Raw genomic sequence first — 15,186 nt, forward strand, 5'->3', positions numbered from 1 at the left:
TGGGTTTACTATAATTAATTATCTCTGTTTATTGAACCCTTTCGTTCAGGTTTAGGAGCTTTTTCCAGCTCTTCCCGGGTCAAATAACCGTCTTCGTTCAAATCCACCTTGTCAAAGTGGTTTTTTAATGGACCTCTCACCTCCTTTTTGGACAGCTTTCCATCTTCATCTGCATCTAAATCCTTAAATAATTGATCAATACTTGGGGGCTTCCTATGCTGCCTTTCGTTATCATGGGATTGTGCTTTCATTTGACAGGAAACCATAGCTAAAGCCGCTACCCCCAAAAAGAGAATTTGCTTGTTTGTTTTCATTGTTTATTGATTTCTGTTTGAAGCTTTAGATGTGGTTTCCAAAAAAAACTTGTGCGAAATGTCAATTTTTTTTGAATTGCCCTTATTTTGTAAGGGACTCACTTATTCAGTTTCTTGGACGATAAACAGTTTTTAGAAGATTTAAAAGCCCAAAAACAACAGGCCTATTCCAGACTTTTGGATGATTACCAAAAACTGGTCTTTAATACGTGTTTGTCCTTTGTGCCTAATGCAGAAGATGCAGAAGATATTGCTCAAGAAGTTTTCATCGAAGTCTATCGGTCCATTTCCAAATTCCAGGGTAATTCCAAACTGACGACTTGGATTTATAGGATTTCGGTAAATAAAAGTCTAGAGTTCATTCGTAAAAAGAACACGAGAAAACGATTTGGGTTTATGCATTCGTTAAGTGGAAGTTCGGTACCTATGGATAAGACGGCTTATTTCACGGAATTTAACCACCCTGGCGTGCAACTTGAGCGAAAAGAACAGCAGGAAACCCTTTTTAATGCCATAAACCAGTTGCCAGAAGCACAAAAAGTGGTTTTTACATTGCACAAAATTGATGGACTGAGCTATAAGGAAGTAAGTGAGATTACCCAAAAAAGTGTATCCTCGGTGGAGTCGTTGCTTTTTAGGGCGAGGAAGAACTTAAAACAAATTTTAACAACATATTATAAAAAGGAGGGTTGGTAATGCAAGTTTTTGGAAGAAAGAACATCTAATTAGTTATACCACCATTAAAAGTTATGAATGATAGTGAAAATACATTTAACCATCTGAATGATTTAATAGACTCAGTCTCTGATATTAAATCAGTGGATACGGCACCTTTTTTCAAGGATAAGGTGCTAAGCGAGCTTGCAAAACTGGAAGGTCTGGAAGAATCTTCTCTAGTTTTGAATTGGTTGACCCCGAGGCTTCAAATTGCAGCACTTCTAGCCTTTGTTTTTTTAAATTTAGGGGTATTATACTATTACAATAGTGCTAACCAAGACCAAGAATTGGAAACGTTTGCTCAGACCTATGGGCTTTCTTCACCTCAAGAAGAGTCTATTTTAAACTAAGGTGTGATGAAAAAGAACATTCTTCTGATTGTACTTTTAGGATTTTTGATGGTCATGAATGGTGTACTGTTGTATTTGGTTGTGAAAAAACCAAATCAAAAAGAGAGGCCGCCCAGAGAATTCATCTCTAATCTACTTGATTTTAGTGAGGAGCAAACCGAAAGCTTTATGCAATTGGACCGAAAGCACCACAGGAAAATGCGGGGAATCGATAATGAACTACGAGAACTAAAGGAAATACTCTTTTCAAACTTGGGAGGGACGGAATTATCTGATGAAGAATTGGATTCCCTTGCAAAAAAAATGGGGGAGCTATCAACTGCCAGAGAAATGGAAGTTTTCAGGTATTTTAGGCAAATTGAAGAAATTTGCGATGCCAAACAAAAACAGAAACTAAAGCGAATTGTATCTGGAGCACTACGACCCGGGCCGCCTGGTGATAGACCACCCCCTCCGGGAGGACCACCACCAAGATAGATATTATCTGAAGTCTTAGCTCTTTTTCTATGTTTTTAAGTCCTCTGGCGGTCGCTGCTGGACTTTTTTTATTGTATCATCCACATTAAGAAAATTTTAGCATAACTTAAAGCGTAATGTTAAAACTTGGAGTTCGACTGAACTTCCAACAACCTGAGAACAACCAACATAATGGAAAACAATCTTATTGAAATCGCCAAGATTTCTGAATTAAAAGAAAAACAACCCTCTTACGCCCTAGTTCAAAACACAGATTTAGTAATCATAAAGCACGAAACAGGAATTTCCGTGTTGTATGGTCGGTGTCATCATAGAGGTGCTTTATTGGCCGATGGACATATTGACGGAAAAAATCTTATCTGTGGGGTTCATGGATGGGATTATCGATATGATACAGGCATAAGTGAGTACAACAATGAGGAACAGCTCCATAAGTTTCAAGAATATGTTGAGGGCGATTCTTTAAAAATTGATGAGAATGAGGTGGTGGCATTCGAAAATGAGCACCCACAACCCTTTGATCGCGAAGCCTATCTAGGCACATATGCCGATACCCACCCAGAGGATACTGAACCATATACGGGATATATTAAAGAATTGGCCAGAAACGGCCTTAAGAATCTAGGTCACCACGGATTTTCGGCTTCCATGGGAGTGGATAGAAACACCTTGCCCAAATGGAATGATATTCAGTTTTTGCCTGCTCAATTGGCTACTCGTCCACTTTTAGATCATGAAGAAGTGGCGACCCAGGTTATAATTGGACCTAAAGCAAAAAAACCATTGGTTTTGGATATTCCCCTTTTTGTAAGTGATATGAGCTTTGGGGCGTTGTCCAGAGAGGCAAAAATAGCACTCTCCAAAGGAGCGGAAATGTCGGGAACGGGCATTTGTTCCGGTGAGGGAGGTATGTTGCCTGATGAGCAAAAAAACAATTCCAAATACTTTTACGAATTGGCTTCGGCCCAATTTGGATTTTCATTGGATAAATTGGAACATGTCCAAGCTTTTCATTTTAAAGGGGGACAAGGTGCAAAAACTGGAACGGGAGGTCACCTACCAGGAAATAAAGTGAGCAAAGAAATCGCAGAGGTCAGGGGATTAGAAGAGGGGCAAACTGCCATTAGCCCAGCCACATTCCCTGATTTTCATGGAGTAAAAGATTTTAAAGCTTTTGCGGATAAAGTTCGTGAACGTACCGGAGGTATTCCCATTGGGTTCAAGATTGCCGCAAGTCATGTAGAAAAGGATATCCAATTTGCTTTAGATGTGGGTGTGGACTATATCATTTTGGATGGTCGTGGAGGTGGAACGGGTTCTGCTCCTACCATCCTACGGGATAACATCAATGTACCCACTATACCTGCATTGGCTCGAGCGCGAAAGTATCTCGATAAAATTGGAGTTACGGATGTATCGTTGATTATAACCGGAGGCCTTCGTATCGCAGAGGATTTTGCCAAAGCCATGATGTTGGGAGCTGACGCCATTGCAGTCTCCAATTCGGCAATTCAGGCCATAGGTTGTTTAGGAATGCGAGCCTGCGGAAGTAACAACTGCCCGGTTGGAATCGCAACCCAAAAAGAACATTTACGTAGTCGCTTGATTATAGATGCTTCTGCCAAACAACTTCATAATTACTTTGTGGCGACCAATGATTTAATCAAAGTAATAGCACGTTCCTGTGGTTATGATGATATAACCAAGTTTAACCATAATGATTTGTCCACATTTAATAGGGATATGCACGAATTGACAGGAATCAACTATGCAGGTGTTCGGTAAAATATAAGGTATGTTCACTATTTTCACGGGAATCGTTGCCTTATCCTCACTTCTGAGTTTTCTCAATAAGAAACTTTTGAGGTTGCCTGATACGATAGGCGTAATGGTGTTGGCCATCATCGCCTCTGGGCTTATAGGTTCCTTAAGTTTTATTGACCAAGAGGCTTTTATAAGTGTTTGTTCCGTGATTGATCAAATAGATTTTAGGACCATACTATTTGATTTCCTTTTGAGCTTCTTGCTTTTCGCCGGATCTATCCATGTTCAAATTCATAGTCTGTTGGAAGAAAAAGGCCCTGTCCTTATTTATGCCTCTTTGGGGGTTTTAATTTCAACTTTTCTAATTGGCACGATTTTCTTTTACGGTATTGCTGCCCTGGGAATTCATATCGATTATATATTTTGTTTGGTTTTTGGCGCCTTAATTTCTCCAACAGACCCAATTGCGGTTTTAGCACTGCTTAAAAAGGCGGGAGCTCCACCAGATATGGAAATAAAAATTGTGGGCGAATCTTTATTCAATGATGGGGTAGGAATAGTGGTATTCATTTCATTGCTTTCTATTGCTACAATGAGTGGTGGACATGGAGTGGAAGCTTCCCATATAGTTTTAGAGTTTGCTCAGGAAGCCCTTGGAGGTGTCGCCATGGGATTTGCCCTCGGTTTTCTTGGACGACTTTTTCTAAAGAATATTTATGAAGCACCTGTAGTCGCGGTGCATATTTCTTTGGCATTGGTGATGGGAGGGTATTGGTTATCTTCAATGCTCCATGTATCTGGTGCTTTGGCCATGGTAGTGACCGGTCTTATTATCGGGGATTTTTTACATAAGTCTTGTGAGAGTGAGCCCATTAAAGAAAATATGAATGTATTCTGGAAGGTTTTGGATGAAATCTTAAACGCCATTCTTTTTGTTTTGATAGGATTGGAAATTGTCAGCTTGGATTTCAAAACAAACTACTTGGTTGTAGGTCTTCTTGCCATTCCAATAGTACTACTCTCAAGGTATACCTCCATTTTGATTGCAAATGTTTTTCTTAAAAAATCACATCGAAGTGGAAGAAATAAAATAACCATTTTAACCTGGGCGGGCCTACGCGGTGGAATATCCATAGCCTTGGCATTGACGTTACCTGAAGGAGAATTCAGGGAGATATTGATTTTTGCCACCTATGTGGTGGTCGTCTTCTCCATTTTGGTGCAGGGACTGACCATAGACAAGGTGGTGGTTAAACTTTTAGGTACGGAAAAAAATAAATAACAAACCAATGGCATCAACAAAAAAAGTGTGGTATAAAGTGCTGGACAATAAGAAAGACCTTCCGGAAGGTCGGGTCAAAACGGTAACCGCAGCGCACAAAGGAATATGTTTAACTCATTTTGAAGGTAAATTTTCAGCTCTAGATAATAGATGCCCTCACCAGGGAGGTCCATTGGGCGAAGGATCTATTGAAAATGGAATGCTACGTTGTCCCTGGCATGGTTGGGACTTTCATCCTTGCACGGGATTGCCTCCTGGAGGATATGATGATGGTATTGAAACCTTTGAGGTAAAGGAGGAAGGCGATGCTATTTTTGTTGGTGTACCTGAGGAGGTCGAACATGAAACCACGGTTTCAGATATCATGGCCGAAACTATGGTAAACTGGGGCGTTACAAAGGTTTTTGGGATGGTAGGACACTCCAATCTAGGTTTTGCAGATGCGATGAAGCGTCAAGAGCAAAAGGGGAATCTCAATTTTTATGGTATTCGTCACGAAGGGGCGGCCGCCTTTGCAGCTTCGGCTTATGGAAAGTTGACGGGAAAACCAGCAGCTTGCTTTTCCATAGCGGGTCCGGGTGCAACCAACATGTTCACTGGAATGTGGGATGCTAAAGTAGATAGGGCTCCTTTATTGGCTTTAACCGGTCAAGTAGCCACTCAAGTGGTGGGTACTGGTAATTTTCAAGAAGTAGATTTGGTACAGGCTTTTGGAAGCGTGGCTGAATTCAATCATAGGGTTCAAAGTGATTCAAAGCACAGTGAATTAATGTCTTTAGCGGTCAAACACGCCATTTTGAATCGAGATGTTTCCCATCTAACCTTTCCAGATGAGGTTCAAGAACGTAAAGCGAAACCAAATGCGAAACCGCAAACCCCGGAAAAGCGAATTACGAGTTTAGAAATTGCGCCACCTAAGGAAGCCGTGAATGATGCGGTAAACCTTATTAAAAAGTCCAAACGCCCTGTGATAATTATGGGTCATGGTGCAAGGGAACATAAGAAGGCGATTGTCAAATTTGCGGAAAGTTTAAATGCACCCGTGGTCACAACCTTTAAAGGAAAGGGTTTGATACCGGACAACCATCCATTAGGTGGGGGAGTTTTGGGTCGAAGCGGAACTCCAATTGCCTCTTGGTTTATGAATGAATCGGATGTACTGATTGTTTTTGGAGCTTCTTTTTCCAATCATACGGGAATTACTCCCAAAAAACCCATAATCCAAGTAGATTTTGACCCTCTGGCTTTAAGTAAATTCCACAAAGTAGAAGTAGCAGTTTGGGGAGAGATTTCTAGAACCTTGGAAATATTTGAAGCTGAGTTGGGAAGCAATATCAATACGATAGATCAAACGCCAGAGATTGCCGAACGTTGGAAAATTTGGAGAAAAGAAAAAGCAAAGCGACTTCTGGAAACCTCGGATAATGGAATCAGTTCAATCGCCGTTTTCGATGCCATGAATCAGCTTACCCCAGAAAACGCCGTCATGTGTGTAGATGTAGGTAATAATGCATACTCGTTTGGTAGATATTTTGAATCCAAAGAACACGATTTTCTGATGTCAGGATATTTGGGTTCCATAGGTTTTGCCTTGCCAGCTTCTATGGGAGCATGGACAGCTGTGGGCGATTCCAGACCTGTTGTTGCCGTGGCAGGGGACGGGGGACTATGTCAATATTTGGCGGAAATCACCACTTTAGTAAAATATAATATGCCTGTAAAGCTTATTGTTTTGAACAATCATGAACTAGGAAAAATTTCAAAAGAACAACGAGCGGGAGAGTTTGACGTTTGGAAAACCTCACTGTCTAATCCAAACTTTGCTGAATTCGCAGAATCATGTGGTGCTTGGGGAAAACGTGTGGTAAAGCAAGACAATCTTAAGGAGGCAATGAAAACCCTATTCGAACAACCTGGACCCGCAGTCTTGGAGGTAATTACGGATGTTAATTTGATTTAGCATGGATATAGCAATAATGACGTTTTTGATAATCCTTGAGATTTATTTTCTAGCCGGTTTGGTGTTTGGGTTATTCTTCATTTTCTCAGCGAAACACATTGATCCTTTGATGGGGGAGAGTAAAAAAGTGGTTCGGATTTTGCTCTTTCCAGGGGTGGTGGCCACATGGCCTTTCTTGATTAAGCGACTATTTGAGAACAAAAACAGTTAGCAAATGGACTACCGATTACGAAAACGACATAAATGGATATGGATGGTTTTAACCCCGGTATTGGCTATCCTCCTGTTTCTTTCGGCCAGAAACCTAGACTTTTTTCCTGCCTCAGAAACTATCCCCATAGGTAAAGCTGAAGGCAACATTGTCAAGGAAACCGAGAATGATGAAATTAAAGCGATTTTATCCAATACCTCTCGACAGTATTTGCTCAACATATGGGTTAAAACACCTTTAAAATCCACATCATCTGTGGTTTATGAAATCAATGTAAATGGTGAAAAAGGTCGGGTTTTAGGTCAGTTGGAAGGTGAAGGAAGCTATGTTTTTCCGAGCAGGTCAATGATTAAGGGCTTCGTTGTGATGGATGAGATAAAGAACCAACAAATTCTAAAATTGGAATTCTAATGGGATTGGACTACAAATTAGTGCTTTGGAACAAGCATAAAAAAAGGTACGACAAGATTATTGCTTTGTCCATGGTGCTGTACCTAGTACTATTTATAGTACTTACCGTATTGCTAAACCCAGAAGGAACTGCTGAGACATTGATTATTCGAGCATTTGGTTCACTAGCTGTTCTCATGTTGCACATTATTTTGATTATAGGTCCCTTAAGTCGTCTAAATCCGCAGTTTTTGCCCATTCTTTACAATAGAAGGCACCTAGGCGTCAGTATGTTTCTGGCGGCTTTGATTCATGGAGCGTTCGCAATAATTCAGTTTCATACTTTGGGAAATGTGAATCCCATCGTTTCTGTTTTTACTTCCAACATGGATTATGGTTCCTTGACCAATTTTCCCTTTCAGGTGTTGGGTTTTTTGGCTTTATTGATTCTGTTTTTTATGGCCTCCACAAGTCATGATTTCTTTTTGAAGAATTTATCACCCAAAATTTGGAAAGGACTTCACATGATGGTGTATGTAGCCTACGCATTGATTTTACTCCATGTTTTTTTGGGTGCTTTTCAGCAGGAAACATCTCTACCTACCATAGGAATTATGTTGATGGGATTCATTTTGGTTTCTGGACTTCATATTACAGCCGCTTTTAAGGAAGCCAAAACGGATAACGAAAACGGAGAGGCCGACAAAGAAGGCTGGCTGAAGGTCTGTGAAATAAATGAGATTCGAGAAAACCGTGCTAAGATATTTACCGTAGATAAGGAACGTGTGGCAATTTTTAAATATGAAGGGAAATTGTCCGCAATCCACAATGTTTGTAAACACCAAGGGGGACCTTTAGGGGAAGGAAAAATTATAGATGGTTGTGTTACCTGTCCATGGCATGGATATCAGTACCTACCGCAAAATGGTCAGTCACCTCCACCTTTTACGGAGAAAGTGGCAACCTATGAGTTAAGAACACAAAACGGATGGGTTTTTATCAATCCCAAAGCCTTGCCTGAGGGCACTGAAGTAGAACCCGCAAAGATTTAAGATGGAGGAACAAGATGAGTTTTATGTCGGATATATAGAAGATTCCGTCGGAGCGGAAACCAAGAAACGCCTGAAAAGCTTCGTGCTTTTTGGAGTTGGAGTTCTGGTTTTGGGCGCTTTATTGTTTGGTTTTTTTCAAGAACCGGCAAGTAATAGTGCTTTTGATTTTGATTCGGCCACAAAGATTTCCGGAGTGTATCATGAGATGCCCTACCCAATGCTACAGGTTGAGTTGGCAGAAAACACATATAAGAACATAGTGCTTTTGGGCTTTGGTAAGTTTGGACCCAATGCTTATCTAAAGGATATTCGAAATCAAGAGGGGGATTTGGAAGGCAAGCATCTTACCATAGAAGGAAATTTGATTTATTACAATGGCAAGACCTTGCTACAAATTGATGATAGTCAAAAGGTAAGTCTAACGGGTTCCAAACCTATTACTATAATTTCTTCGCAGCCCATAGGCGAGGTAAGTGTGGAAGGTGAGATAGTGGACCCCAAATGTTATTTTGGGGTTATGAAACCGGGTTATGGTAAAATCCATAGGAGTTGTGCAGCTTTGTGTATCGCAGGTGGCATCCCGCCAGTATTGGTTGCAGGCGACCCCAATGCGGTATCCGATTATTTTTTATTGACAGATTTGAAAGGAAATCCCATTCACAAAGACATACTACCATATATAGGTCAACCCTCAGTTGTAAAAGGTGTGGCTGAAAAATTGGGAGAATGGTACATTTTACATGTCGATGTTTCCCAAATCGAACAATTAGATAAAGAATCGTCAATCTATTGATATGAAAAAAAATATTTCCTTTCTGTTTTTGTTTATGGGACTTATAGTTTCGGCCCAGTCCATTGATTACAATACAAAAAAAGGGTATGCGGCCAACGGATATGATGTGGTTTCGTATTTTGACAATCAAGCTTTGGAAGGTAAAACAGAGTTTAGCACGAAGTTGGATGGGGTAAACTATAAGTTTTCATCCCAAGAAAATTTGGATACGTTCACTGCTAATCCTGAAAAGTATGCTCCACAATATGGAGGGTATTGTGCCTATGCAGTTGCTGTATCAGGAAAGAAAGTGAGTATAAATCCTGAGACATTTGAGATACGGGACGATAAATTGTATTTATTTTACAACAAGGGAAAAACAAACACTTTGGAATTTTGGAAAAATGAGTCACCTGATGCGCTCCAAGCCAAAGCGGATGTGAACTGGGAAAAAATTAAAAATAAGAAATAAGACAAGCCGAAGTAGGGGATAAACACCCCGACGTTTGGTCAAGACGGATATTAGATGAGAAAAAGTCTAAAGGTTTTATTTTCAGGTTTCTTGATAAGCTTTTTGGGCGCTTTGCCCCTAGGGACTTTGAATTTAACCGCATTCGATATAGCAGCTTCACAAAGTGTTACTTCCGCCATTTGGTTTGCCATAGCCGTAGTTTTGGTAGAGTTGGTTGTAGTTCGTTTGGCCATATATGGAAACGAAAAATTGACCTTGACCGATAGAATTAGTAACTACCTGTTCCCTTTGGGAATTATATTGCTTTTGTATTTAGCTATCATAAGCTTTATGGATGCCAGCCAAGCTGTAGAGACGGGTCCAAAAGTGACGGTACTTCCCCAAATCGGATCTTCCTTTGTTCTTGGTTTATTATTAAGTGCTTTAAACCCACTGCATTTCCCATTTTGGATGACTTGGACCAAGGTATTGTCCACAAAGGGGATTTTGGAACGCTCGGGCAAATCCTATTCATTTTACATCTGGGGTATCGGAATTGGTTCAATAATAGCCCTAATGATTTTCATTTTTCTCGGTAAATATGTCTTTAGCAATTATCAGGATTATAGTAAAGTGACGAATCTTTTTATGGGATTGTTATATCTTGGATTTTCACTTTATCTTACGTTCTTGTTGATAAAAAAACGCCTTAACCTTAAATTACAATAGACCTCATGTTTAATTCTTCATTGAATACTTTAGAACAGTTCAAGCACATTTTGCATCAACTTCCCGAAGGTTGTTACAATTCTCCTTGTGTGACGCTTTCCAATTCGACCATTGGACAGCATACGAGACATGTCATAGAACTGTATTTATGTCTTATCCATGGATACGAAAAGGCAGATGTTTCCTATGATCGCAGGGAACGTAATCCTAGGATTGAAAATGAGGTGCCATTCGCCATAGAACAATTGGAATTCATTCAGGAAAAGTTGGAAAAACCCAATAGGGATTTGAAGGTGACCTATGAATTGGCGGGGGAGGAAAATACGTTGGATTCCAACTATTATCGCGAGGTAATGTACAATCTGGAACACGCTATCCATCATCATGCTTTGATTAAAGTGGGTATTCAACATTTTACCCAGCTGGATTTGCCAGAATCATTCGGTGTTGCTCCTTCAACTATGGAATATAGAAAAGCATGTGCACAGTAAGCTTCATAGCAAGTCAGGGAAATTACTATATCACTTCCAATAGGGATGAACATGTTTCTCGACCTTCCGCTTTTGAACCAAAGCAGGAAGTGGTGAACGACATGCGTATTTTGTTTCCAAAAGACCCAAAAGCGGGAGGTACTTGGTTTGCAATCAACGAACTTGGACATGTAGGCGTTTTATTGAATGGCGCTTTCAAGAAGCATAAATCATTAGGAAATTATAAAAAGAGCAGGGGATTGGTCCTTTTGGACATTATGTCAAAGGAATCTCCTGAGAGTTATTTGGAAAAAATCGACTTGGAAGGAATTGAACCATTTACAGTGGTGTTGTTCCAACAGGGTCGATTACTGGAAATGCGATGGGACGAAAACAAACAACATCGAAAAGCCTTGAGCACTTCAGAAAACTATATTTGGTCTTCGGCCACACTATATGATGAAGAGGTCATACAGCATAGAGAGCGACTTTTTTCCAATTTTATGGAAAGGGTAGCTGATGTTGGCCCAGAGGATATTGTTGGTTTTCATTCCAACAACCATTCTGATTTTGAAAACGGTTTTATAATTGATCGAAAAACTGGATTGAAAACATTCAGTGTTACCCAAGCTGTTTTAAAAGGAGAAGACACCTCTTTGGGGCACTTTGATCTTTTGAACGATAAAAAATCAATTATTTCATTCAATACCGACCAGTTAACCCTGTATTAAATGAAAAGTTGGCAGCTCAAATTATATAGGTGGACACATTGGGAGTATTGGCCATTCCCTTTGGTTTACTATCCTTTATTCCCCGCTTGGTTGTACTTTTCCATAAAAGCACGCTCCTTTTTCTTTTTCAATGCTGCAAACCCAACTATGAAAAATGGTGGGATGGCGATGGAATCCAAAATGCAGATTTACGATTTAATTCCGCAGGAATATTTTCCCAAAACCATTTATATTTCTAAGCAGGAGAGCTTGGAAAATGCTTTGAACAAGGTTTTTTCTTCAAGAATTAAGTACCCCTTTATTGTAAAGCCAGATATCGGGATGAAATCCTTTGGTGTGGACAAAATCAAAAATAAAGAGGAGTTTCGGGACTACTTTTTGAGGATGCACGATGATTTTTTGGTTCAGGATTTAATTCCCTACCAAAATGAATTGGGTATCTTTTATGTAAGAAAGCCGGACGAAAAGAAAGGAAAGATAACGGGATTGGTGGCAAAGAAATTCCTATCGGTCATCGGAGATGGAAAAAGTTCCATTCTACAATTGATAAAACAAAATCCACGCAGTCATTTTCAGTTGGAGGCACTTCAGAAGAAATACGGTTTCAAACTAAATATGGTATTGGACCAGGGAAAGGAGTTTATTTTGGTCCCTTTTGGAAGTCATACCCGAGGAGCTGAATTTAGGGATGTGACCCATTTGATAGATGATGAACTTCTGGAAACCATTGATAACATATGCTCCAAAGTTGAAGGATTTCATTACGGTAGGTTAGACGTATTGTATAACTCTTTTGAAGAACTAAGCAAGGGAGAAAATTTCAGTATAATAGAAATTAACGGAGCGGGAGGGGAGCCAACCCATATTTATGACCCCCAACATTCCGTATTCTTTGCGTGGAAGGAAATTTTTAGGCACTGGAAGATGATGAATGAAATCAGCATTATCAATCACAAAAAAGGGTACTCCTATCTAAGTTTTAAGGATGGTAGGGCTATGCTGAAGGACAGTAGTATTGTGGAACAACAAATAAAGGCGATTTAGAATGAAAGTAAAGATTGCATTTTTGTTGTCCCTATTTATGTGTATTGCGATTTCCATAAGCGCACAGAAAACACCTCTTAACGAGGGAACTTATCTCGGAGTATCCGTACAAGCGTATCCAGCTGGGATTATACCTACAGTTAATTTAGAGACCTATCTGAATGAGAAATCTTCACTCTTATTCAGATTGGGAGGCAACTTTACAGACAGACAGGATTTCAGTGATGAAAATCTCACGGAAGAGGGAGAAGGTTTTGGAGGTTCCATTGGTTTTAGAAAGCATTTTCCTTTAAAAACAGGGAAAATTGTGGCAGGCCTGATTACTGATTTGTGGAGTTTGGAAATTGATTGGACAGATGATATCGGTCCAAATGGAAGTATTCTTTCCGGGACTACCGATATTTTGGTGCTGCAGCCTTATTTGGAAGGAGGGTATTTTCTTCCGATAAAGAATTCATCTTCCCAAATCGGACTTACCCTAGGATTTGGACGTGAGATAAACATTGTAACAGACGGTGATGAGGTTGCACAAGGGTTTATAGCCAGCATTGCCCTTCAGTTTATGTTCGGATTATAGGCTCGCTCTTCATGGCAAAGAATTTGAAATTATGGTTTCTCATTCTTTTTATAGGACAGTATAATTTGACCTATGGTCAAAAGCCTAAAATAGAATTCGTTCCTGAGGATTTTGCATCTGCTGATTATGAACAATACACTTCTAAAAAGAAATTTCCTGAAGAAATACGACCTCAGGTATTAACAGCCTTATCATATTATCCGCAATTACGAGACACACGAATTACATTTAGATTTAGGAAAAGAAAGACCCCTTTGACGTCTAGACCAAGAATCTTGCATGTGTTTTTACCCAAAAAATGGCGAGCATATGTTATTACAATTAGCACCGAGACCACCGAAAGCTTTACCCCGATTTTGTTCTCCAAACTGCCTTATGATGCCCAAATAGGGGTTTTGGGACACGAAATTGCCCATATTGTGGACTATAGGGACCAAACGAGTTTTCAATTGATTAGTCTGGGTTTCAAGCTTGGAAACCCTTCGTTTACGGATGAATTTGAGTTTAAGACGGATGAACGCGCTATCTCCTTTGGATTAGGATTTCAATTATTGCATTGGAGCTCCTTTGTGCGCAAATCTCTAGGAATTGTTGAATGGAAAGGAGCTTCACAAGCTTTGGAAACAGGAAACGCACCCAAAGTAAGTCAACGCTATATGAATCCTGAAACCATTAAAGATTACATGGCCAAAAACCCCATATACAACATAAAATAAGAATCAATACCTATCCAAAAATTGATTTTGTCTAATTTTCAGAGCGCTCAATGCATAGGCAATAAGAATGAATAACGCGGCTAGAGCCATAAAAATACCCAACACCACGATGTATATGGAAACATCACTGACCATTTTATGTCCACTTTGATAAATCCCACCAATGAGCCCTGAGATTACAAAACTGGCCACGGAAACGTACAGGAAAATCATAGCCCAACTCAGCCGTTTCAGTTGTTTCAATTTCGTCTGAATCAACCGCTCTGTGGTATTGTTGCCCTTTATCAATTCTTTTATTTCCGTACTAAGGGCAATCAAAAGATTGGAAGTTGACAATATGATAAGTCCAACAGCGGGAACAATGGTTATCGGGATATACCAATCCATTTTTTATGATTTATAAGCTTGAATAGCCTCATTGAAAAATGTTACAGCATCTTCCTGGGTAGAATACGAAGCTGGAAGAATTGCGCCTTTGAAACCATCATTTAACCATTTTCCTTTGGTGAGCGACTTGAAATTGGATGTGTCCAACCCAGAATGACCTAGATAGCCGCTGATATAAAAATAATAATCATCCACCAGCGAATCAGGGATGGTGAGTCCCATACCAACTGCGGTTTCTGAATTTTCGCCCAAAGCCGAGAAAGCTCCTGTATCAAAATGATGGGGCCATATGCGAATGTCCGAACTCAAATTATTTTCTACTAAAACTTTGGACAGAACTGTATTTCCCAAGGTTCTCAATTGTATTAGCGTCTCTACTTTTTCAGGATTGCTGTATTGAAATGTCTCATCTGGACCCATGCTATAAGGAAGGTCATAATGAAGTTTGTAGTCGTAGCTTTTGGAAGAATCCAAAGAGGAAGTGATATCTTTTAACCAGGTTACGATTTCATCATGCGACTTTCCATGAAGTGTCAATGTTTCTGGGTTGCTGGATGCCCACCTCAAGGAAAAATTGGGATAATCCAAGCAAAGCTTGGTTCCACTATCATCTAAGGGCCGGGTTTCTAAACCTTTATTGGCATTGGAAAATGCCAAATTGGTGTGACTGTCGTCCTCTTTCTTATTCAAAAAACTAATACCGGCTGTGGCTAGGTATTGAGCAGCCAAATGCAGCTGCATAGGCATATCCATCTGTTGTTGGTTTTAGGTTGTCCTTTAAAAATAAGAATT

General features: G+C 39.9%; 20 protein-coding genes. 17 read left to right on the forward strand and 3 right to left on the reverse strand.

The window, feature by feature from the left end; translation table 11 throughout:
* Window positions 1-14: 14 nt before the first annotated feature.
* Window positions 15-314, reverse strand: a complete 300-nt coding sequence (locus tag ACSLUF_RS04190) for an EF-hand domain-containing protein (protein ID WP_435624877.1) — start codon at window positions 312-314, stop codon at window positions 15-17.
* A gap of 114 nt (window positions 315-428) precedes the next feature.
* Between ACSLUF_RS04190 and ACSLUF_RS04195 the strand changes: the two genes are divergently transcribed.
* From ACSLUF_RS04195 to ACSLUF_RS04275, 17 genes are all read left to right on the forward strand, one after another.
* Window positions 429-1,010 (forward strand): RNA polymerase sigma factor, encoded by a 582-nt coding sequence (locus tag ACSLUF_RS04195; protein ID WP_435624878.1) that lies wholly within the window; start codon window positions 429-431, stop codon window positions 1,008-1,010.
* A 53-nt stretch (window positions 1,011-1,063) separates the two neighbouring features.
* Window positions 1,064-1,381: a hypothetical protein gene (locus ACSLUF_RS04200; RefSeq protein WP_435624879.1), complete on the forward strand. Its 318-nt coding sequence runs from the start codon at window positions 1,064-1,066 to the stop codon at window positions 1,379-1,381.
* 6 nt (window positions 1,382-1,387) lie between these two features.
* Window positions 1,388-1,858, forward strand: a complete 471-nt coding sequence (locus ACSLUF_RS04205) for a Spy/CpxP family protein refolding chaperone (protein WP_435624880.1) — start codon at window positions 1,388-1,390, stop codon at window positions 1,856-1,858.
* 171 nt (window positions 1,859-2,029) lie between these two features.
* Complete coding sequence (locus tag ACSLUF_RS04210; protein WP_435624881.1) at window positions 2,030-3,643, forward strand: glutamate synthase-related protein; 1,614 nt, start codon at window positions 2,030-2,032, stop codon at window positions 3,641-3,643.
* Between the two features lie 10 nt (window positions 3,644-3,653).
* Window positions 3,654-4,904 (forward strand): cation:proton antiporter, encoded by a 1,251-nt coding sequence (locus ACSLUF_RS04215; protein WP_435624882.1) that lies wholly within the window; start codon window positions 3,654-3,656, stop codon window positions 4,902-4,904.
* 7 nt (window positions 4,905-4,911) lie between these two features.
* Window positions 4,912-6,864, forward strand: coding sequence for a thiamine pyrophosphate-binding protein (locus ACSLUF_RS04220; protein ID WP_435624883.1), 1,953 nt, complete (start codon window positions 4,912-4,914; stop codon window positions 6,862-6,864).
* A gap of 1 nt (window position 6,865) precedes the next feature.
* Entirely contained in the window at window positions 6,866-7,075 is a 210-nt protein-coding gene (locus ACSLUF_RS04225; RefSeq protein WP_435624884.1) for a hypothetical protein, read from the forward strand.
* Window positions 7,076-7,078: 3 nt separating this feature from the next.
* Entirely contained in the window at window positions 7,079-7,486 is a 408-nt protein-coding gene (locus tag ACSLUF_RS04230; RefSeq protein WP_435624885.1) for a hypothetical protein, read from the forward strand.
* Entirely contained in the window at window positions 7,486-8,517 is a 1,032-nt protein-coding gene (locus ACSLUF_RS04235; protein ID WP_435624886.1) for a Rieske 2Fe-2S domain-containing protein, read from the forward strand. The genes ACSLUF_RS04230 and ACSLUF_RS04235 overlap by 1 nt, the downstream gene beginning before the upstream one ends.
* A 1-nt stretch (window position 8,518) precedes the next feature.
* Window positions 8,519-9,310, forward strand: a complete 792-nt coding sequence (locus tag ACSLUF_RS04240) for a hypothetical protein (RefSeq protein WP_435624887.1) — start codon at window positions 8,519-8,521, stop codon at window positions 9,308-9,310.
* 1 nt (window position 9,311) lies between these two features.
* The gene (locus ACSLUF_RS04245) at window positions 9,312-9,761 is read left to right on the forward strand and encodes a YHS domain-containing (seleno)protein (protein WP_435624888.1); all 450 of its coding nucleotides are present in this window, start codon (window positions 9,312-9,314) and stop codon (window positions 9,759-9,761) included.
* Window positions 9,762-9,815: 54 nt separating this feature from the next.
* Window positions 9,816-10,469, forward strand: coding sequence for a LysE family transporter (locus tag ACSLUF_RS04250; protein ID WP_435624889.1), 654 nt, complete (start codon window positions 9,816-9,818; stop codon window positions 10,467-10,469).
* Between the two features lie 5 nt (window positions 10,470-10,474).
* Window positions 10,475-10,960, forward strand: coding sequence for a DinB family protein (locus tag ACSLUF_RS04255; RefSeq protein ID WP_435624890.1), 486 nt, complete (start codon window positions 10,475-10,477; stop codon window positions 10,958-10,960).
* A complete protein-coding gene (locus ACSLUF_RS04260) occupies window positions 10,948-11,670 on the forward strand; it encodes an NRDE family protein (RefSeq protein WP_435624891.1) in 723 nt (240 codons plus the stop codon). The genes ACSLUF_RS04255 and ACSLUF_RS04260 overlap by 13 nt, the downstream gene beginning before the upstream one ends.
* Entirely contained in the window at window positions 11,671-12,714 is a 1,044-nt protein-coding gene (locus ACSLUF_RS04265) for a D-alanine--D-alanine ligase (RefSeq protein ID WP_435624892.1), read from the forward strand. It abuts the gene before it with no gap.
* A 1-nt stretch (window position 12,715) separates the two neighbouring features.
* Window positions 12,716-13,291 (forward strand): hypothetical protein, encoded by a 576-nt coding sequence (locus tag ACSLUF_RS04270; protein ID WP_435624893.1) that lies wholly within the window; start codon window positions 12,716-12,718, stop codon window positions 13,289-13,291.
* Window positions 13,292-13,302: 11 nt separating this feature from the next.
* Window positions 13,303-14,007: a hypothetical protein gene (locus ACSLUF_RS04275; protein WP_435624894.1), complete on the forward strand. Its 705-nt coding sequence runs from the start codon at window positions 13,303-13,305 to the stop codon at window positions 14,005-14,007.
* Window positions 14,008-14,010: 3 nt separating this feature from the next.
* Here ACSLUF_RS04275 and ACSLUF_RS04280 read toward each other — a convergent pair whose 3' ends face one another.
* A complete protein-coding gene (locus ACSLUF_RS04280; protein WP_435624895.1) occupies window positions 14,011-14,394 on the reverse strand; it encodes a hypothetical protein in 384 nt (127 codons plus the stop codon).
* 3 nt (window positions 14,395-14,397) lie between these two features.
* Window positions 14,398-15,147: a hypothetical protein gene (locus tag ACSLUF_RS04285; protein ID WP_435624896.1), complete on the reverse strand. Its 750-nt coding sequence runs from the start codon at window positions 15,145-15,147 to the stop codon at window positions 14,398-14,400.
* Window positions 15,148-15,186: the final 39 nt, after the last annotated feature.

Source organism: Flagellimonas sp. (assembly GCF_965601775.1).
GTDB lineage: Bacteria > Bacteroidota > Bacteroidia > Flavobacteriales > Flavobacteriaceae > Flagellimonas.